Source organism: Streptomyces alanosinicus, assembly GCF_014650595.1.
Taxonomy (GTDB): domain Bacteria; phylum Actinomycetota; class Actinomycetes; order Streptomycetales; family Streptomycetaceae; genus Streptomyces; species Streptomyces alanosinicus.
The window spans coordinates 39,198-57,142 of the sequence record NZ_BMVG01000013.1 but is presented as its reverse complement, the minus strand read 5'-3'; the positions used below and the strand labels follow the sequence as shown (position 1 = coordinate 57,142).

The following is a 17,945-nucleotide window of genomic DNA, read 5'->3' as shown; positions in this document are numbered from 1 at the left end:
CGCGGCGGCCCGGGCGGAGCGCCCCGTGCTGGAGGGGGCGGGGCATCCGTCCGGGCCGGTCCTCGGCGGCGCCGCGCAGTCCCGCGGCGCCCGGTTTCTCGGTGGTCAGGGCTGTCGTACGGCGTTCAGGCCGCGCGGACATCCCTTTCCGTCACGGCGTGCGCGCAGGGGCGCTCAGCAGCCGCCCTGCGCCGGCGCAGGAAGCGCGGGAGCGGCAGCGCGAGGTTGACGAAGCCCTCCGCCTGCATGGCGGCGATGCCGATGCGGGGCAGGTCGGCGGAGTTGCGGTAGACCACGAAGCGGGGCTCCCAGCGCGGCTGGAACTTGGCGTTGAACTTGTACAGCGACTCGATCTGGAACCAGCGTGAGAGGAACACCAGCAGCCCGCGCCAGGCGCGCAGCACCGGACCGGCGCCGATCTTCTCGCCCCGCGCGAGGGCCGAGCGGAACATCGCGAAGTTCAGCGAGACCCGCGCGATGCCGAACTTCGGCGCGGCCTGGAGGGCGGCGACGATCAGCAGTTCGTTCATGCCGGGGTCCGCGCTGCGGTCGCGGCGCATCAGGTCGAGCGAGGCGCCGTCCTTGCCCCAGGGCACGAAGTGCAGGATCGCCTTCAGGTCGCCGTACTCGCCGGGCTCGTCGTCCTGCTTGTGGGCGGTGGCGATCAGACAGTCGCCGTCGGTGGCGTCACCGATGCGGCCGAGCGCCATGGAGAAGCCGCGCTCGGTGTCGGTGCCCCGCCAGTCCTCCGCCGCGCGGCGGATACGGTCCAGCTCGCCGTCGCTCAGGTCACGGACACGCCGTACCCGGGTTTCGTAGCCGGCCCGCTCGATGCGCTTGACCATTTGTCGCACGTTGCGCATCGCGCGTCCGGCGAGCGAGAAATCCGCGACCTCCACCACCGCCTCGTCGCCCAGCTCCAGGGCGTCCAGGCCGGTCTCGCGGGTCCACACCTCGCCGCCCGTCTCCGAGCAGCCCATGACGGCGGGGGTCCAGGAGTGCGCCTTGGCCTCGTCCATGAAGCGCTCGATGGCGCCCGGCCAGGCCTCGACGTCACCGATGGGGTCGCCGCTGGCGAGCATCACGCCGGAGACGACACGGTAGGTGACCGCGGCCTTGCCGCTGGGGGAGAAGACGACCGCCTTGTCGCGACGCAGCGCGAAGTGGCCGAGGGAGTCGCGCCTGCCGTGCTTCTCCAGCAGGGCGCGCAGCTGGGACTCGTCCTGCTCGGAGAGGCGGGCGGCCGGGTGTTCGGGGCGGAACGCCAGGTAGATGGTGGTGACGGCGGTGATCCAACCGAGGGCGCCGAGGGAGAAGGCGACGGTCCAGGACGTGTTGCCCTGGTAGTCGACCGGGCCCTCGAAGCCGAACAGGCCGTAGACGACGTGCGTCAGCCGGTCGGCAAGGCTCGGATCGCCGATCGTCCGGTGCGGGTGGACGCTGACGATGATGAGTCCGAGGACGAGAGAACCGGCACTCATGAGTACGAAGTTGGTAAGAGCGCGCCACCTGCTGCGCGGATCCGGCAAGGCTGCGAACTGGTCGCGATGGAGCACCAGGGGCACGAGCAGCGCGACCGCGATGAGCACGCCGACCAGCGAGTGCCGGTACGCGAACTGCGCCACCGCGCCTGCCGGCAGCAGCGCCACCGCGGCCCGCCACGCCCGGCGTTTGCGCCGTTTGAGCCCGTGCGCGAGCAGCAGCAACAGCACGCCGGCACTGAGCGAGAGCGCCGCGGCGAAGGGCCCGAACGAGCCCGGGAGCACCTCGGCGATGGCGTGCATACGGCTGTGACGGAAGCGCGGGAACACACCCGCCGCGATGTTCAGGACGCCCACGAGGGCGGCCGCCCTGCTGACGAAGGCGGGAACGGCCTCGGGGCGCGGGCCGCGGAGTATGCGCCGCGCCCGGCTTGATCGGCCCGGAACCTCGCCCGACATTTCCCCATCTATCCTGACAGACATCGCATCCCGTAGTTCTGCGAGAGACCTTGAACCCGGGCCCGATCGGGCATCCGGCGACATTGCGCCCTCTAGGACGGTGTCTGGGGGAGGGAGGTTCACTCCCCACCGGAAAGTCGGGTCAAAGGCCAAGGAAAGCCCCGGGCAAACTCTCGCGACGGCGTGAGGGTCGGTGCCGGGCGGAAAGCGCAGGCAGGAAACAGCCCATGGGTCTCACGAGCAACAAGGTGCTGGCGCTGACGATCGTCCTCGCCATCGTTCTCTTCGTCGGCACGGTGTGGCTGTGGCCACGGCTGGCGCGGCAGAGCTGGCGGGCCGTCGGCGGACGGGTCGGTCTGATGCTCGCCACCCAGTTGGGGCTCTTCGCCTCCGTGGGCCTCGCCGCCAACCAGGCTTTCGGGTTCTACGCCAGTTGGGCGGACCTGTTCGGCCAGGAGACGGACCAGGGCATCGTCGTCGACCACGCCGCGGGCGGCGCCACCAGCGGCCCGATACAGGTGCTGTCCTCGTCGAGCCTGCAGGGAGTGCGCGGCAGGAGCCCGCAGACGGCCGGACAGATCCAGAAGGTCGACATCATCGGCCGCAAGAGCCACATCGCCACGCCGGCGTTCGTCTATCTGCCGCCGGAGTACTTCCAGCCGCAGTACCGCACGCGTACGTTCCCGGCGGCGGTCGTCCTGACCGGCTACCCGGGCACGGCGCAGGCGCTGGTGGACAAGCTGCGCTATCCGCACACGGCGCAACAGCTGGCCAAGGGCGGTCGGATGCAGCCGATGATCCTGGTGATGATGCGGCCGACCGTGGCTCCGCCGCGGGACACCGAGTGTGTGGACATCCCGGGCGGGCCGCAGGCGGAAACGTTTTTTGCCCAGGACCTGCCGGAGGCCGTCCTCGCGCACTACCGGGCCGGCAAGCGGCCGGGCAGCTGGGGCATCATCGGCGATTCCACGGGCGGCTACTGCGCGCTCAAGGTCGCCATGCACCACCCCAACGTGTACGCCGCTGGTGCGGGCCTTTCGCCGTACTACAAGGCGCCGATCGACCCCACCACCGGTGACCTCTTCCATGGCGACAAGAAGCTGCAGAACCGTGCCGACCTGAACTGGCTGCTCCAGCACGAGCAGGCGCCGGACACCTCGCTGCTCGTCACCAGCAGCAAGGTCGGCGAGCACAACTACAAGGACACGCTGAAGTTCATCGCGCGCGTGCAGGCCACGAACCGGACCCGGATCTCGTCGATCATCCTCGACAGCGGCGGCCACAACTTCAACACCTGGCGCCGTGAGATCCCGGCGACGCTGCAGTGGATGAGCGGACGCCTCACCGACCGCTGAGCCGCCCTGCCCCTGATATCCCGTGAAGCCGGTGATGTGGCCGTGTTTTTACGGGGCGGGGGCCCACGATTCGCCTACGCGCGGTAAGTTTCTGGCCATGCCACGTGGACGCCATCGCCATTCCCCGCCTTTGCACCGGGTGCTGCCTCCCTCGGCGATCGCCGGTGTCTCCGTCGTCTGCGCGCTGGGTCCCTGGGTGTTCTCCGAGGCCATGGCGCTGCGCGCCCTGGCCGCCGCCGCAGCCGCGACGGCGGTCGTCGGCGCGGTCGTGATGCGCCGTTGGGACACGCAGGCGGGCAAGCAGGTCGCCGAGCTCACACGCGCGCGTGCCGGCGACGAATGGCGATACGAGGAACGGGTCGCCGAACTGGAGACCGACCTGGAGGAGTCGCGCGAGCTGCGCGCGAAGCTGGAACAGCGGCTGCGCGCCAGGCGCGCGGAGCTGGCGGGTCTGCGCAACGAGCACGCGGCCCTGCTGCGCCGGTACGCCACGGCGGAGACCGAGCGCGCGACCGCCCTGGAGGGACGCAGGCTGCTGGAGATCGAGGCGGCCGTACCCTCGTCCGCGCTCGCACTGCCGCCCGCGCACCGCGCCGAGCCGGAGCCGGCCGAGGCGGGTACGGACTTCGGGGACGACTCGTCGGCGCGCGCGGTGTTCTCGCCCGAGGGCGTACGGCTGTACCGCAAGGCCCTGACGGCCCTGGCCCGGTTCGACGGCGAGGCCGCGGCCGAGTCCGTGCCGGAGCCCACGAAGGAGACCGCGCAGGAGACCGCTGCGGAGAGCGACGAGGCTGTGGCCCTCGAAGCCGCGGCTCTTGAGGCCGAGGTTTCCGAGGACACGGCACCCGGGCCGGTGGCCGTCGAGGACGACGCCGATGAGGCGAAGCCCGGTGCGCACGTGGTCCTGACGGGCAAGGCCGATGTGCGCCGGTCCGGCGAGGGCGAGACGGACTCCGCTGCCAAGCCGGAAGGCGTCGCGGAGGCCGCCGGAAACGTCACTGCGGAAGACGCCGGGGAAGCCGCGGCCGTCGGTGTGACGGCCGCCGCCGGCGCTTCCCGGAGCGAGGCCGGTGCGCCGGCCGCCCAGGAGGACGAGGCACAGGGGAAGCCCGTGGCGGCCGACGGGCACGCGCGCGCGGCCGCCACCTCCACGGCACCTGCCGAATCCGCCCAGCACGCGGGCCGGCCGGCTGCCGGGCATTTCACGGTGCCGACCGCCGTGGCCGTCGTACCGGCGGCGCCCGCGCGGCGCCCGGTCGTCGAGGGCGGTTTCGACTTCTTCGGCACCCAGAAGAGCGCACCGCACACCGCGCTGGACTCCGTGCAGAACGAGGACCTCGCCGACGTCGTCGGCCCGGAGGCCCTCGCCGTCCACAAGGCCGAGGCCGAAGCCGAGTTCAAGCCCGCCGGCCCGCCGGAGGGCGGCGCCGGCCAGGTCATCGACCTGACCGCGCACGACGAGACCGAGCAGATCGACGTCCAGGGGCTGCGCAGCGCCGCCTCCTGAGTCCGTACGAGGCACAGGGCCCGGCTTCCCGAGGAGGGGAGCCGGGCCCTGTGCCGTCCGGGGTCATTCCGGGGTCATTCCGAGGACATCCAGCGGTCGGGGCGGGCGTCCCGCCGGCCCGTACGGGATCTCTCCGCCTGGGCGTGCAGGAGCCGTGCGGCCTCCTGGGCGTCCCGCAGACGGGCTGTCACGGTCTTGTCGGCTCCGGTGTCCACATGGACGTCCGCGAGCCGCCAGAGGCGCTGCCAGGGCCCCTGACTCAGTCGTACGCTCTGCACCTTGGCGTGCGGGACCAGGGAGAGGCTGCGGTGCAGCAGGCCGTGCCGGGCGGCGAACACCGTGTCGGTGACCGCGAGGCGATGGCCGCGCCACCGCACCGGCACGCACCAGCGGGCCCGCCGCGGCGGGCGCGACAACTCCTGAGGCACCGTCACGCCGGGCAGTACGCGCGCGACGACCGACTCGGCGATCGGGCGCGGGGCGACGGGCACCAGCACCGAGTTCTTGGACCCGGCCACGTCCAGTTCCACGCGCACCCAGCCGAGCCGCCGCCACAGCAGCGGTTCCACGAACCGCACGGTCTGCACCCGGCCTGGCGGGACCGTCTCATGGGTACGGTCGAGCAGCCCGTGGTCGATGCGCAGTCCGTCCGGCGACTCGCTCACCTTCCAATCGAACTCGCCGGCGAACCGTCCCGCGCTTCTCGCGCCGGCCGCGCCGAACAGCGGGAGGGCGGTGGCGAGGACCGTCCACAGGTTGTGGGTGGTGAGCCACATCACGGTCGGTACGACGAGCGCGGCGCACAGGGAGCCCCAGGTGGCGCCCGTCAGCACCAGGGAGAGGGCGAGCGCGCGCGGGGGGACGCGCAGCAGTTCGTGCGCCGGCGCCTCGCCGACTTCACGGGCCGTCTCGGGTGCGAAACCCGCCGCGCGCGCGAGCAGCTCCGCGCGCAGGGCGCGCGCCTCCTGCTCGCTCAGGAAGGCCAGTTCGTCCTTGTCATCGGCGCCCACGACATCGATCCGCAGCTTCGCCACGCCCGCAACGCGCGCGAGGAGGGGACGGGAGACGTCCACGGCCTGGATGCGCTCCAGCCGGATGTGCGCGGTGCGCCGGAACAACAGGCCGGTCCGGATGCGCAGTTCGGTGTCGGTGACCGCGAAGTGCGTGAACCACCAGGACAGGAAGCCGTAGAGGCCGGCGAGCGGCACCAGTACCGCGAGGCCCAGCACCAGCACGGTGGTGGTCAGCCGCGCCAGCTGCTGCTGCGCCCCGTCCGGATCGTGGACCGCCCATCCGGCGAGTACGGCGACCGGTGCCCACGCCCGCCTGAAGGGCGTGAACGGGTGCAGCCGGCGCTCGACCACGGCCGCGCGCCCCTCAGGGCCTTCTGCGCTCCCTGCGCCCCCTGGGTCCTGAGCGTTCCCAGCGCTCGCGGTGCCGTCCGCGCCACCCGCGCGGTCAGCGGCGGGTATGCGGGTTTCGGCGTCGCCGGAGTCGTCGGCGTCGCTGTGGTCCGGGCCCGTGCTGTGGTCCGCGGTCGTCACAGTCCCGCCGATCGCGCCTGGCCCAGCTCGGTGAGTCGGTCACGCAGCCGTTCCGCCTCGGCCGGGTCCAGGCCGGGGATGGTGGCGTCGGTCGCGGCGGCCGCTGTGTGCAGCTGCACGGTGGCCAGCCCGAAGCGCCGCTCGATGGGACCGGAGGTGACCTCCACCAGCTGCATCCGCCCGTACGGCACCACCGTCTCCTCGCGCCACAGGACACCGCGGCTGATGAGCAGGTCGTCCGCGCGCTCGGCGTACCGCCACGAGCGCCAGTTGCGCGCCACCAGTCTCCAGCACCATGCGGCCGTCGCCGCCGGCAGCAGCGCGAAGCCCGCCCAGGCGGGCCCCACGAGCAGGCCCAGCAGCAGCCCTGTGGCGAGCGCGAGCCCGGCCATCCACACCACCACGAGCAGCCGGCGCACCCGCACCAGAGCGGGCTGCAGTCCCCGCCACACCAGCTCTTCCCCCGGTATCCCGGTCTCCTCCGGGCTCCCCGTCTCCATGAGGCCAGCGTACGTAGGGGAAACTGGGGCCATGACTCCTACGACGGAGACCACGGTCGGGATCGGCGGTGCCGCGGAGAGCACCGACATGGTGCTCAACATCGGGCCCCAGCATCCGTCCACGCACGGCGTGCTGCGGCTCAGGCTGGTGCTGGACGGGGAGCGCATCGTGCACGCGGAGCCGGTGATCGGCTATATGCACCGCGGCGCCGAGAAGCTCTTCGAGGCGCGCGACTACCGGCAGATCATCATGCTCGCCAACCGCCACGACTGGCTCTCGGCGTTCTCGAACGAGCTGGGTGTCGTCCTCGCGGTGGAGCGGATGCTCGGCATGGAAGTGCCCGAGCGGGCGGTGTGGACGCGCACGCTGCTCGCCGAGCTGAACCGCGTGCTGAACCACCTGATGTTCCTCGGCTCCTACCCGCTGGAGCTGGGCGGCATCACCCCGGTGTTCTACGCGTTCCGCGAGCGCGAAGTCCTCCAGAACGTCATGGAGGAGGTCTCCGGCGGCCGTATGCACTACATGTTCAACCGCGTCGGCGGCCTCAAGGAGGACCTGCCGGCCGGCTGGACCGCACGCGCGCGTGCCGCCGTCGCCGCCGTGCGCTCGCGCATGGACGTCTTCGACGACCTGGTGCTCGGCAACGAGATCTTCCGGGGGCGCACGCGCGGAGTCGGTGCGCTGACGCCGGAAGCGGTGCACGCCTACGGCGTGAGCGGGCCCATCGCGCGCGGCTCGGGCGTCGACTTCGACCTGCGTCGTGACGAGCCGTACCTGGCGTACGGCGATCTCCAGGACACCCTGAAGGTCGTCACCCGGGGCGAGGGTGACTGCCTCGCCCGCTTCGAGGTGCTCCTGGAGCAGACCCACAACGCCCTCGACCTCGCCGACGCCTGCCTGGACCGGCTCGGCGAACTGCCGCCCGGACCGATCAACCAGCGGCTGCCGAAGGTGCTGAAGGCGCCCGAGGGCCACACGTACGCCTGGACCGAGAACCCGCTCGGCATCAACGGCTACTACCTGGTCAGCAAGGGCGAGAAGACGCCGTACCGGCTGAAGCTCCGCTCGGCCTCGTACAACAACATCCAGGTGCTGACCGAGCTGCTGCCGGGGACGCTGGTGGCGGACATGGTGGCGATCCTGGGCTCGATGTTCTTCGTGGTCGGCGACATCGACAAGTAGGTCGGCCTCGGGCAACCGGCCGGCTCAGGCGAGCGGGTCCGCGATCCCGACCGGCTGGATCAGCCAGCCGAAGTCGCCGAGACCACCCGGGGCGGTGAGTTCGGCGGCCTCCCCGGCGCTCGCGAGGGCGCGCACGTAGGCGGCGGGGTCCGTAGAGGCCAGCGCGAGCGGGGGGCGTGCGCTGGTGAGGTCCAGGGCGCGCAGAGCAGCGCGCTGAGTGAGAAGGCGCGCGGCGGGAAGCGTGCGCGCTGCGTTGGAGGGCGCCTGCGCCGTTCCAGACGGCGTGCGCAGCTGATTCCGCGCCGCTCCGGGGGGCGGCGTGCGCGCCTCGTCATCCGGCTCGTCGGAACGCGTAGGCGCCGTGGGAGCCGCCGCGCACGCGTCCAGTGCGACGTGCGCCGTGATGTCGCACGACCCGTCCGGCACGGGCGCCGTCTCACGCCCCTCCCGGAAGCCGGTGAGCGTCCCGAACGGGGGGCGCGCGTCGAGGGCGTGGGCGTAGTCCACGGCCACCGCGAGCCCGCGCACCACCCGGTCCACCGCCGACGCCCATGCCAGGTCCCTGGGCAGCCCGATCTCCGCGCGCAGCCCCTCCTCGGCCGGCAGCGGCCACCATCGATCGAGCCAGTCCGCCTCGGCGCCGGTCACCGGCGCTCCGAGGCGCTCGGTGCCGTCGTCGCCGACGAGCACCAGCCGGGGCACCCCTGAGGGGTCGACCTCGGCGACGTCCACGGGCACGTTGTCCAGCCACTCGTTGGCGAACAGCAGCCCCGTGACGGCGGCCGGGGGCGTGTCCAGCCACGTGATCCGTCCATTGAGTGCGGCCGGGCGGCCGGCGAGTTCCACGGCGTACGCGCGCGTGCGGGCGGAAACCTCGGACGGCAGGGCGGCCAGCACCCCGGTGACCAGTTCGCCGCGCCCCGCCCCCATGTCGATGAAGTCCAGCTCCGGCGGCTGTCCCAGCGCCTCGTCGACCCGGCACAGCAGCCGCGCCACGGCCTGCGCGAACAGCGGGGAGGCGTGCACGGAGGTACGGAAGTGGCCGGCGGGGCCCTCCGGGCGGCGATAGAAGCCGCCGGGACCGTACAGCGCCGCCTCGGTCGCCGCGCGCCAGCCGTGCCGTTGCGTCACCTCGGGCGGGCCGTGCCGGTCGCGGGGCGCGTCCGGGGCGCGGGCGCCGGGCTCGTCGCCCGCGGGCCGTTCCGCTTCCGGTGCCGTCTCATCCGTCACCGGAACAGACTAGGCGCACAGATGATCACTTCCTCCACCTTGCGGAGTACGCGCGCCGGGCGGGGATCGGCCCTCCGGTTGACCCCTGCACGCATCCGGTTTCCCTACTCTGGGTTACGTGCAGCGCCTCTATGACTTCCTCCGCCGCCACCCGACCTGGGTCGACAGCTTCTGGGCCGTCGCCCTGCTCGGGTTGTCCGGCCTGAGCGTGGTCAATCTGAACGGGGCGCCGGGACAGCACGGGTCGGTCGCCGCGGCGATCACCGTGACCGTCATCCTGTGCGTCGTCGTCGCGCTGCGCCGCCGTTACCCGGAGCCGATGCTGCTGGTCGCGTGCGCGACCGGGCTGGCCCAGCTGGTCCTGGACGTGGGGACGACCCTCGCGGACTTCGCCATGCTGGTGATCACCTACACCGTCGCTGCGGTCGGCGCCCGCTGGGCCTCGCGGCTCGCGCTGGCCGTCAGCCTCGTCGCGGCGACCCTCGCGCAGATCCGCTGGCCGGCGCCGGAGTCCAGCTTCGCCGGGCAGATCGCCATCGCGGTCTTCCAGACGGTGCCCTTCGCGCTTGCCTGGGTGCTCGGTGACTCCATGCGCACCCGGCGTGCCTACTTCGCCCAGCTGGAAGAGCGCGCGGCCCGCCTGGAGAAGGAGCGCGAGGCGCAGTCGAAGGTCGCGGTCGCCGCCGAGCGCGCCCGTATCGCGCGCGAGCTGCACGACGTCGTCGCGCACAACGTGTCGGTGATGGTGGTGCAGGCCGACGGCGCCGCCTACGTCCTCGACACCGCCCCCGACCAGGCCAAGAAGGCCCTGGAGACGATCTCCTCCACCGGCCGTCAGGCCCTTGCCGAGATGCGCCGCCTGCTGGGTGTGCTGCGCACCGGCGAGCACCAGGAGAGCGGGGAGTACGTCCCCCAGCCCGACGTCGAGCAGATCGACGACCTCATCGAGAAGTGCCGCAGCGCCGGCCTCCCGGTCGACTTCAAGGTCGAGGGCACCCCGCGCCCGCTGCCCAGCGGTGTGGAGCTGACCGCGTACCGGATCGTGCAGGAGGCGCTCACCAACACCCGCAAGCACGGCGGGCCCAACGCGGGCGCGAGCGTGCGGCTGGTCTACTTCGACGACGGGCTCGGCCTGCTCGTCGAGGACGACGGCAAGGGCGCCCCGCACGAGCTGTACGAGGAGGGCGGCGCGGACGGCCAGGGACACGGCCTGATCGGTATGCGCGAACGGGTGGGCATGGTCGGCGGCACCCTGGACGCCGGCCCCCGCCCGGGCGGAGGATTCCGCATCAGCGTCCTGCTCCCGCTCAAACCGGCGCACTGACGCAGCCGCACGCCCCGTGCTGACACCTGTAACACCCGCACCACCCCCGCACCACCCCCGCACCACCCTCGCACCGAACGAAAGAGGCCCGATGACGATCCGCGTGATGCTCGTCGACGACCAGGTGCTGCTGCGCACCGGGTTCCGGATGGTGCTCGCCGCCCAGCCGGACATGGAGGTCGTCGCGGAGGCGGGCGACGGCGTCGAGGCTCTGCAGGTGCTCGCGGCCACGGCCGTCGACGTCGTCCTGATGGACGTCCGTATGCCGAAGCTGGACGGCGTGGAGACCACACGGCGGATCTGCAGCGAGCCCGATCCGCCCAAGGTGCTGATCCTGACCACGTTCGACCTGGACGAGTACGCCTTCTCCGGGCTGAAGGCGGGCGCCTCCGGCTTCATGCTCAAGGATGTGCCGCCCGGTGACCTGCTGGCGGCCATCCGCGCGGTGCACAGCGGTGACGCGGTCGTGGCGCCCTCCACCACCCGGCGGCTGCTGGACCGCTTCGCGCCGATGCTGCCCTCCGCCGGCAGGGAGCCGCAGCACAAGGAGCTGGAGCGGCTCACCGAGCGGGAGCGCGAGGTGATGATCCTGGTCGCGCAGGGCCTGTCCAACGGTGAGATCGCGGCCCGGCTGGTGCTGAGCGAGGCGACGGTGAAGACCCATGTGGGGCGCATCCTGACCAAGCTCGGCCTGCGCGACCGGGTGCAGGTGGTGGTGCTGGCCTACGAGACGGGCCTGGTCCGCGCGGGCGGCCACGGCTGAGCCAGGCCCACCACGGTCGAGCCCCGGCGCAGGCCCCCGGCCCTGGCTGAAGCCCGAGAGCTACAGCTACGGCTACGCCCTGGTCGAGGCGGAGCCAGCGCAGGTCAGCGCAGGACGCCTTCGATGAAGTCACTGCCCAGCCGGGCCACCGCCGTCAGGTCCAGCTGGTGCTGGACGTACCGGCCGCGGCGGCAGTCGGTGATCAGGCCCGCTTTCTTCAGCACCGCCAGGTGCCGGGATATCTCGGGCGCCGACATACCGTGCGCGTCGGCCAGTTCGCTCGTGGTGTGCGGGGCGCGCGCCAGATGCCGGCACAGCCGCATCCGCACCGGGTGGGCCAGCGCCTCCATACGGCGGGTGAGCTGCTCCACGGACGGGGCCTGCGGGCGGGAGCCGCTCGCCGGATAGGAGATCGACGGCTGCCAGCCGAAGCGGTGCAGGACCAGGACATGCGGCCAGCCGAGGCTGGTCGGCACCAGGACCAGACCGCCGTCGCCCGTGGCGGTGCGGCCCACCGAGAGCTTGTCGATCGTGATGAGCGCGGCCGCCTCGTCCAGCGAGACGGCCTGGGAGAGGGACGCGAGGGCCTCGGCGAGACCCGCGCGGCGCAGCAGTTCCGTCTTGTGCCGGGCGTCCGCGGCGAGCTGCGGCTGGATACGGGCCCAGGTGTCGGCGAAGAACGCCTCGTCGCAGTCGAGCATCAGCTGCCGGAACCAGGCGCGGACCATCGGCGGGTCCTCCAGCAGCCGGCGCGTGAACCGCTCCTGTACGGCACCGCGTGCGGCGGCCATCTCCAGAGAGCGACGGCGCAGCTCCGGGTCGTCCAGCGGGCCGGGACCCTGGACGTCGTAGCGCAGCTGGCAGGTGAACTCCAGGGCGGCGCTGACGAACTGTCCGTCCGTCAGCTTGTCCAGCAGGTCCAGCTCCTCCGCGAGCGTGCCGCCGGGCAGGGCGCGGCCGCCGGGGATGCCCGCGAACGGGGCGAACACGTCCGAGAACGTCGTACGCCACAGGAAGTCCGCCTCACACAGCCGGTCGGCCAGACAGGGGTCCAGCCGGGACGAGACGGCGGTCGCCCAGCCCTGCAGGGCGGGGTGGTGACCGGGCTCGCTGAGGGCGTGCAGCGCCATGCCCAGCTCCGCCAGCGGAGCGGGCACGACGGAGACCCGCTCCACAGGAAGCCCGGTGATGTCGATGGTCACGCTCATGCCGTCCATCGTGCACCCCGCCACTGACAGCGGCGCCGTGGATTGACGGCAGCCGTCAATCCACGCGACAGCCGTCCTGGCCAGGGGCAGGCTGGACGCACCGGGGCAGCCGCGGAGCCCGAACGGTCACCGAGTGGTCGGTGGCCAGTCCTCGTCCCGAGACCTTCCGAGAGCGATCCGTCATGAGCATCACCCAGCAGTACCTCCTCGACAGCTACCGCGCCCGCGTGCTCGGCGAGCCGGAGCCGCCCGCGCCCGGCCGGCACGATGCCGATGTGGTGCGTGAAGTGCGCGACTACCGGCGCTTCAGCGCGGTCATCGCCGAGCGCCCTGCGCGTGGGCGCGTGCGCTACGCCCTGCGCCGGTGGCTGCGCCCACGCGCCCTGTGATCACGGGGCGGGCAGCCGCTCCACGAAGTCGGCCACGGCCGCGTGTACGTCGTCAGCCGTCCACTCCAGGCCCGCCGCGCCGACCGTGACCTCCGTGAACGCGAGGTCGGGTCCGCCGTGGGCCCAGGCGCGTGCGAACAGGCCCACCGAGGTCTCCTCCATCTGCCGTACCGCGGCCTCGGCCGGCACGTCGGGGGCGTACGGCAGCCAGACCCGGAACTCGTGGGTGTGCGGCACCTCCGGGTGCACGCGCGCCCACGGCAGCCCGGCCGCGGCGAATCCCTCGCGCAGCGCGGCGGCCACCACGCGCGCGTGCCGCACGTAGTCCGGCAGCCGGGGCAGCTCCGTCTCCAGCCCGGCAAGCGCCGACAGCGCCGTCGGGAACTGCTGGAAGACCATCCCGCCGTACCGGTGCCGCCAGGTCTTCGCCTCCTCGATCAGGGTCCTCGGGCCGGCCAGCGCGGCGCCGCCGAAGCCGCCGAGGGACTTGTAGAACGACACGTAGACGGTGTCGGCGAGGCCGGCGATCTCGTCCAGGGGGCGGCCGAAGTGCACGGTGGTCTCCCACAGGCGCGCGCCGTCGAAGTGCACCACCGCGTCGCGCTCCCGCGCCGCCTCGACGACCTCGGTCAACTCCTCCCACGTGGGCAGCAGATAACCGGCGTCCCGGAGCGGCAGTTCCAGCATCAGCGCGCCGAAGGGCTCGTCGAAGTCGCGTATCTCCGCGGCCGTGGGCAGCCGGGGCTCGCTCGTCACCCTCACCGGGCGCAGGCCGCTGACCTGGCTGAACGCATTGCGTTCATGAACTTCGGGGTGGCCGAGGGGGTGCAGGGCGACCGTGGGGTCGCCGGTGCGGGCCGCCCAGCAGCGCAGCGCCACCTGTTGGGCCATCGTGCCGGTCGGGAAGAAGGCGGCGGCCTCCGTTCCGAGCAGGCCAGCGACCCGCTCCTCCAGGGCGGCCACGATCCGGCCGCCGTACATGTCCACCTGTTCGTCCAGGTCGTAGACCTGTGGGGCCGTTTGTGCCAGCCAGTCAAGCCGTTCCCGGATCGTGGCCTCGAAGGCGGGCCGCCACAGCACGCGGCCTGCCCCTCGGAGAGCGGCCAGGCGCCGCTCGTACGTCGATCGTTTCGCGTCCATCGATCGTTTCGCGTCCTGTTCCGCCGTATCGCTCATGCGCGCGATCATCCCCCGCGCCACGGCGGTACGACGACGTGGTGAAACCCACAGCCTGTGGACGACCGATCCGCTCCGGACCGAGATAGCGTTAACATGACGAGAAATCGTCCGGTACCCAGAGCGGACTGGAACGGGAAGGCCTCCGTCGCGTGAGTACAGTCCAGCAGCCAGACCTCAAGGACCGCCCCGCGCGGCTCACCGTCGGCGTCGTCGGCGCCGGCCGCGTGGGCCCCGCGCTCGCCGCGTCCCTCCAGCTCGCCGGGCACCGCCCGGTGGCCGTCTCCGGTGTCTCCGACGCCTCCCGAAGGCGCGCCGAGACCATGCTCCCGGGCGTGCCGCTGATGCCGCCCGCCGAGGTCCTCGAGCGCGCCGACCTGGTGCTGCTCACCGTCCCCGACGACGTCCTGCCCGAATTGGTCGGCGGACTCGCCGAGACCGGCGCGGTACGGCCGGGACAGCTGCTCGTGCACACCTCAGGGCGGTACGGCGCGCAGGTGCTCGACCCCGCCACGCGCGCGGGCGCGCTGCCGCTGGCGCTGCACCCGGCGATGACCTTCACCGGCACCCCCGTGGACGTCCAGCGCCTGGCCGGCTGCTCCTTCGGCGTCACCGCGCCCGAGGAACTTCGGCTGGCCGCCGAGGCCCTCGTGATCGAGATGGGCGGCGAACCGGAGTGGATCAGCGAGCAGAACCGCCCGCTCTACCACGCGGCCCTCGCGCTCGGCGCCAACCACCTGGTGACCCTGGTCGCGCAGTCCATGGAACTGCTGCGCACGGCAGGCGTCGAGGCGCCCGACCGGATGCTCGGCCCGCTGCTCGGCGCCGCCCTGGACAACGCGCTGCGCTCGGGCGACGCGGCGCTCACCGGGCCCGTCGCGCGCGGGGACGCCGGCACGGTCGCCGCACACATCACCGAGCTGCGCAGGCACGCCCCGCAGACCGTCGCGGGCTATGTCGCGATGGCCCGCGCGACCGCCGACCGGGCGCTCGCGCACGGCCTGCTGAAGCCCGAACTCGCCGAGGACCTCCTCGGCGTGCTGGCCGACGGGGCCGGCGGCACCAGAGGCACTCACGGCACCGAGGGGAACGACCGATGACCACCGCCCTGCTGAGCACCGCCGCCGCGCTGCACGCACGCGTACGCGGCGGCCGTCGTGCCGTCGTGATGACCATGGGCGCCCTGCACGAGGGCCACGCCACCCTGATCCGCAGCGCGCGCGAGATCGCCGGCCCGGACGGCGAGGTCGTCGTCACCGTCTTCGTCAACCCGCTGCAGTTCGGCGCGGGCGAGGACCTGGACCGCTACCCGCGCACCCTCGACGCCGACCTGAAGCTTGCCGAACAGGCCGGCGCGGACGCCGTGTTCGCGCCCTCCGCGGTCGAGGTCTACCCCGGCGGCGACCCTCAGGTCCGCATCGCCGCGGGCCCCATGGGCGAACGCCTGGAGGGCGCCTCGCGGCCCGGTCACTTCGACGGCATGCTCACCGTCGTCGCCAAGCTGCTGCATCTCACCCGCCCCGACGTGGCCCTGTTCGGGCAGAAGGACGCCCAGCAGCTGGCGCTTATCCGGCGCATGGTGCGGGATCTGAACTTCGGCGTCGACATCGTCGCCGTGCCGACCGTGCGCGAGGCGGACGGGCTCGCCCTGTCCAGCCGTAACCGCTACCTCTCGCCGGAGGAGCGGCTGACCGCGCTCGCGCTGTCCCGCGCGCTGTTCGCCGGCTGCGACCGGCACGCCGCGCAGGAGGCGCTGCGTGCGCGTGCCCGCGAAGTGCCCTCCACCCAGGCGCGTGCCGAGGCGCTGAGCGCCCTCGGGGAGTCCCGTGCGGCGGCCGACGCGCACGCGGTCGCCACGGCGTCCCCGGGCGGCCCGGCGGCCGTCCGCGCGGCCGCCCGCCAAGTGCTGGACGAGGCCGCGCGTTTCGTCCCGCCGCTCGAACTGGACTACCTCGCCCTCGTCGACCCCTCCGACTTCACGGAGATCGGCGCCGGCTTCACCGGCGAGGCCGTCCTCGCCGTCGCCGCGCGGGTCGGCAAGACCCGGCTGATCGACAATCTCCCTCTCACCTTCGGAGCCGCCTCGTGACCAGCACAGGCACCAGCACAGGCACCAGTACAGGCATACGACTGCACGCGCCCGCCCCCGGCTGGGCCATCTCCGCGGACGTGATCGTCGTCGGCTCCGGAGTGGCCGGCCTGACCGCGGCGCTGCGCTGCGAGGCCGCGGGCCTGACGACCGTCGTCGTCACCAAGGCCCGCCTGGACGACGGCTCCACGCGCTGGGCGCAGGGCGGCATCGCCGCCGCCATCGGCGAGGGCGACACACCCGAACAGCACCTGGAGGACACCCTGGTGGCCGGCGCGGGCCTGTGCGACGAGGACGCCGTACGGATCCTCGTCACCGAAGGCCCTGACGCCGTACGGCGACTGATCTCCACCGGCGCCCACTTCGACACCGACGACGAGGGCGACATCCACCTCACGCGTGAGGGCGGCCACCACCGGCGCCGCATCGCGCACGCGGGCGGCGACGCGACCGGCGCGGAGGTCTCCCGCGCGCTCGTGGAGGCCGTACGCGCGCGTGGGCTGCACACCATCGAGAACGCGCTCGTGCTGGACCTGCTGACCGACGCCGAGGGCCGTACGGCCGGTGTCACGCTGCATGTGATGGGCGAGGGCCAGCACGACGGCGTGGGCGCCGTGCACGCCCCCGCGGTGGTCCTCGCGACCGGCGGCATGGGCCAGGTGTTCGCCGCGACCACCAACCCGTCCGTGTCGACCGGTGACGGCGTGGCGCTGGCACTGCGCGCGGGCGCGGAGATCTCCGACCTGGAGTTCGTGCAGTTCCATCCGACCGTGCTGTTCACCGGCGCGGACGCCGAGGGCCAGCAGCCGCTGGTCTCCGAGGCGGTGCGCGGCGAGGGCGCCCATCTGGTCGACGCCGACGGCGTGCGCTTCATGGTCGGGCAGCACGAGCTGGCCGAGCTGGCGCCGCGGGACATCGTCGCCAAGGGCATCCTGCGACGGATGCTGGAGCAGGGCGCCGAGCACATGTACCTCGACGCCCGGCACTTCGGCGCCGACATGTGGGAGCACCGCTTCCCGACCATCCTGGCCGCCTGCCGCGCCAACGGCATCGACCCGATCAGCGAGCCCATCCCGATCGCCCCGGCGGCTCACTACGCCTCCGGAGGCGTCCGCACCGACGCGACGGGCCGCACGACCGTGCCCGGCCTGTACGCGTGCGGCGAGGTCGCCTGCACCGGCGTGCACGGCGCCAACCGGCTCGCCTCCAACTCCCTCCTCGAAGGCCTCGTCTACGCCGAGCGGATCGCCGACGACATCGCCGCCGCCCGTGCCGAGAACGGCCTCCACGCGCGCGTGCCCGCGCCGGTCCCGCACCCCGAGAAGCCCGCGCACCCGCTGCTCGCCCCCGAGGCACGGTTCGCCATCCAGCGGATCATGACCGAGGGCGCCGCCGTGCTGCGCTCCGAGGAGTCCCTCGCCGGCGCCGCCGAACAGCTCCAGCGGCTGCACACCGACGCCCGTGACGCGCTCGCCGAGAACGGCAAGACCGCCGAGCCCGGTGTCGACACCTGGGAGGCCACCAACCTCCTGTGCGTCGCCCGGGTCCTGGTCGCCGCCGCGCGGCTGCGTGAGGAGACCCGCGGCTGCCACTGGCGCGAGGACACCGGCGAGCGCGACGACGCCCACTGGCGGCGCCACATCGTCGTACGGCTCAATCCTGACCGGTCGCTGGCCGTACACACCACGGACACCGCAGACTTCCCCCCTACCCGGTAGAACCCAGCGCCCAGGAGCA

15 protein-coding genes are annotated in these 17,945 nt (G+C 72.8%); 9 read left to right on the top strand and 6 right to left on the bottom strand.

The window, feature by feature from the left end:
- Window positions 1–125 precede the first annotated feature (125 nt).
- Window positions 126–1,940, bottom strand: a complete 1,815-nt coding sequence (locus IE277_RS25055; RefSeq protein ID WP_189955947.1) for a phosphatidylglycerol lysyltransferase domain-containing protein — start codon at window positions 1,938–1,940, stop codon at window positions 126–128.
- A 227-nt stretch (window positions 1,941–2,167) separates the two neighbouring features.
- Here IE277_RS25055 and IE277_RS25050 point away from each other — a divergent pair, with 227 nt between their 5' ends.
- On the top strand, window positions 2,168–3,295 hold the full coding sequence (locus IE277_RS25050; RefSeq protein WP_189955946.1) for an alpha/beta hydrolase: 1,128 nt from the start codon (window positions 2,168–2,170) through the stop codon (window positions 3,293–3,295).
- Window positions 3,296–3,392: 97 nt separating this feature from the next.
- Window positions 3,393–4,802, top strand: coding sequence for a hypothetical protein (locus IE277_RS25045; protein ID WP_189955945.1), 1,410 nt, complete (start codon window positions 3,393–3,395; stop codon window positions 4,800–4,802).
- A 74-nt stretch (window positions 4,803–4,876) separates the two neighbouring features.
- Here IE277_RS25045 and IE277_RS25040 read toward each other — a convergent pair whose 3' ends face one another.
- Complete coding sequence (locus tag IE277_RS25040) at window positions 4,877–6,166, bottom strand: PH domain-containing protein (protein ID WP_229881957.1); 1,290 nt, start codon at window positions 6,164–6,166, stop codon at window positions 4,877–4,879.
- 176 nt (window positions 6,167–6,342) lie between these two features.
- Complete coding sequence (locus IE277_RS25035) at window positions 6,343–6,846, bottom strand: PH domain-containing protein (RefSeq protein ID WP_189955944.1); 504 nt, start codon at window positions 6,844–6,846, stop codon at window positions 6,343–6,345.
- 31 nt (window positions 6,847–6,877) lie between these two features.
- Here IE277_RS25035 and IE277_RS25030 point away from each other — a divergent pair, with 31 nt between their 5' ends.
- The gene (locus IE277_RS25030) at window positions 6,878–8,029 is read left to right on the top strand and encodes an NADH-quinone oxidoreductase subunit D (RefSeq protein WP_189955943.1); all 1,152 of its coding nucleotides are present in this window, start codon (window positions 6,878–6,880) and stop codon (window positions 8,027–8,029) included.
- A 24-nt stretch (window positions 8,030–8,053) separates the two neighbouring features.
- Here the strand turns inward: IE277_RS25030 and IE277_RS25025 are convergent, their stop codons facing one another.
- Entirely contained in the window at window positions 8,054–9,160 is a 1,107-nt protein-coding gene (locus IE277_RS25025) for an SAM-dependent methyltransferase (RefSeq protein ID WP_189956069.1), read from the bottom strand.
- Between the two features lie 217 nt (window positions 9,161–9,377).
- Between IE277_RS25025 and IE277_RS25020 the strand changes: the two genes are divergently transcribed.
- On the top strand, window positions 9,378–10,583 hold the full coding sequence (locus tag IE277_RS25020; protein ID WP_189955942.1) for a sensor histidine kinase: 1,206 nt from the start codon (window positions 9,378–9,380) through the stop codon (window positions 10,581–10,583).
- A gap of 91 nt (window positions 10,584–10,674) precedes the next feature.
- The gene (locus tag IE277_RS25015) at window positions 10,675–11,346 is read left to right on the top strand and encodes a response regulator (protein WP_189955941.1); all 672 of its coding nucleotides are present in this window, start codon (window positions 10,675–10,677) and stop codon (window positions 11,344–11,346) included.
- A gap of 104 nt (window positions 11,347–11,450) precedes the next feature.
- Here the strand turns inward: IE277_RS25015 and IE277_RS25010 are convergent, their stop codons facing one another.
- Window positions 11,451–12,554 (bottom strand): DUF5937 family protein, encoded by a 1,104-nt coding sequence (locus IE277_RS25010; protein WP_189955940.1) that lies wholly within the window; start codon window positions 12,552–12,554, stop codon window positions 11,451–11,453.
- A 182-nt stretch (window positions 12,555–12,736) separates the two neighbouring features.
- Between IE277_RS25010 and IE277_RS25005 the strand changes: the two genes are divergently transcribed.
- Entirely contained in the window at window positions 12,737–12,943 is a 207-nt protein-coding gene (locus IE277_RS25005; RefSeq protein ID WP_189955939.1) for a hypothetical protein, read from the top strand.
- Here the strand turns inward: IE277_RS25005 and IE277_RS25000 are convergent, their stop codons facing one another.
- Entirely contained in the window at window positions 12,944–14,119 is a 1,176-nt protein-coding gene (locus tag IE277_RS25000) for a threonine aldolase family protein (protein ID WP_189955938.1), read from the bottom strand. It lies immediately after the preceding gene.
- Window positions 14,120–14,271: 152 nt separating this feature from the next.
- Between IE277_RS25000 and IE277_RS24995 the strand changes: the two genes are divergently transcribed.
- From IE277_RS24995 to IE277_RS24985, 3 genes are read left to right on the top strand one after another with little or no spacing between them, the layout of a single operon-like run.
- Window positions 14,272–15,219, top strand: coding sequence for a Rossmann-like and DUF2520 domain-containing protein (locus IE277_RS24995; protein WP_189955937.1), 948 nt, complete (start codon window positions 14,272–14,274; stop codon window positions 15,217–15,219).
- Window positions 15,216–16,208 carry a pantoate--beta-alanine ligase gene (gene panC, locus IE277_RS24990; protein ID WP_189955936.1) on the top strand — a complete coding sequence of 331 codons (993 nt, stop codon included), beginning with the start codon at window positions 15,216–15,218 and terminating at the stop codon, window positions 16,206–16,208. Before IE277_RS24995 ends, panC begins: the two co-directional genes overlap by 4 nt.
- Window positions 16,205–17,926, top strand: coding sequence for an L-aspartate oxidase (locus IE277_RS24985; RefSeq protein ID WP_189955935.1), 1,722 nt, complete (start codon window positions 16,205–16,207; stop codon window positions 17,924–17,926). The genes panC and IE277_RS24985 overlap by 4 nt, the downstream gene beginning before the upstream one ends.
- The last annotated feature ends 19 nt before the right edge of the window (window positions 17,927–17,945 follow it).

Coding starts and splice junctions, on each gene's coding strand:
- IE277_RS25055 (WP_189955947.1), bottom strand. CDS start 1,940: ATGTCGGGCGAGGTTCCGGGCCGATCAAGCCGGGCGCGGCGCATACTC.
- IE277_RS25050 (WP_189955946.1), top strand. CDS start 2,168: ATGGGTCTCACGAGCAACAAGGTGCTGGCGCTGACGATCGTCCTCGCC.
- IE277_RS25045 (WP_189955945.1), top strand. CDS start 3,393: ATGCCACGTGGACGCCATCGCCATTCCCCGCCTTTGCACCGGGTGCTG.
- IE277_RS25035 (WP_189955944.1), bottom strand. CDS start 6,846: ATGGAGACGGGGAGCCCGGAGGAGACCGGGATACCGGGGGAAGAGCTG.
- IE277_RS25030 (WP_189955943.1), top strand. CDS start 6,878: ATGACTCCTACGACGGAGACCACGGTCGGGATCGGCGGTGCCGCGGAG.
- IE277_RS25015 (WP_189955941.1), top strand. CDS start 10,675: ATGACGATCCGCGTGATGCTCGTCGACGACCAGGTGCTGCTGCGCACC.
- IE277_RS25010 (WP_189955940.1), bottom strand. CDS start 12,554: ATGAGCGTGACCATCGACATCACCGGGCTTCCTGTGGAGCGGGTCTCC.
- IE277_RS25005 (WP_189955939.1), top strand. CDS start 12,737: ATGAGCATCACCCAGCAGTACCTCCTCGACAGCTACCGCGCCCGCGTG.
- IE277_RS25000 (WP_189955938.1), bottom strand. CDS start 14,119: ATGAGCGATACGGCGGAACAGGACGCGAAACGATCGATGGACGCGAAA.
- panC (WP_189955936.1), top strand. CDS start 15,216: ATGACCACCGCCCTGCTGAGCACCGCCGCCGCGCTGCACGCACGCGTA.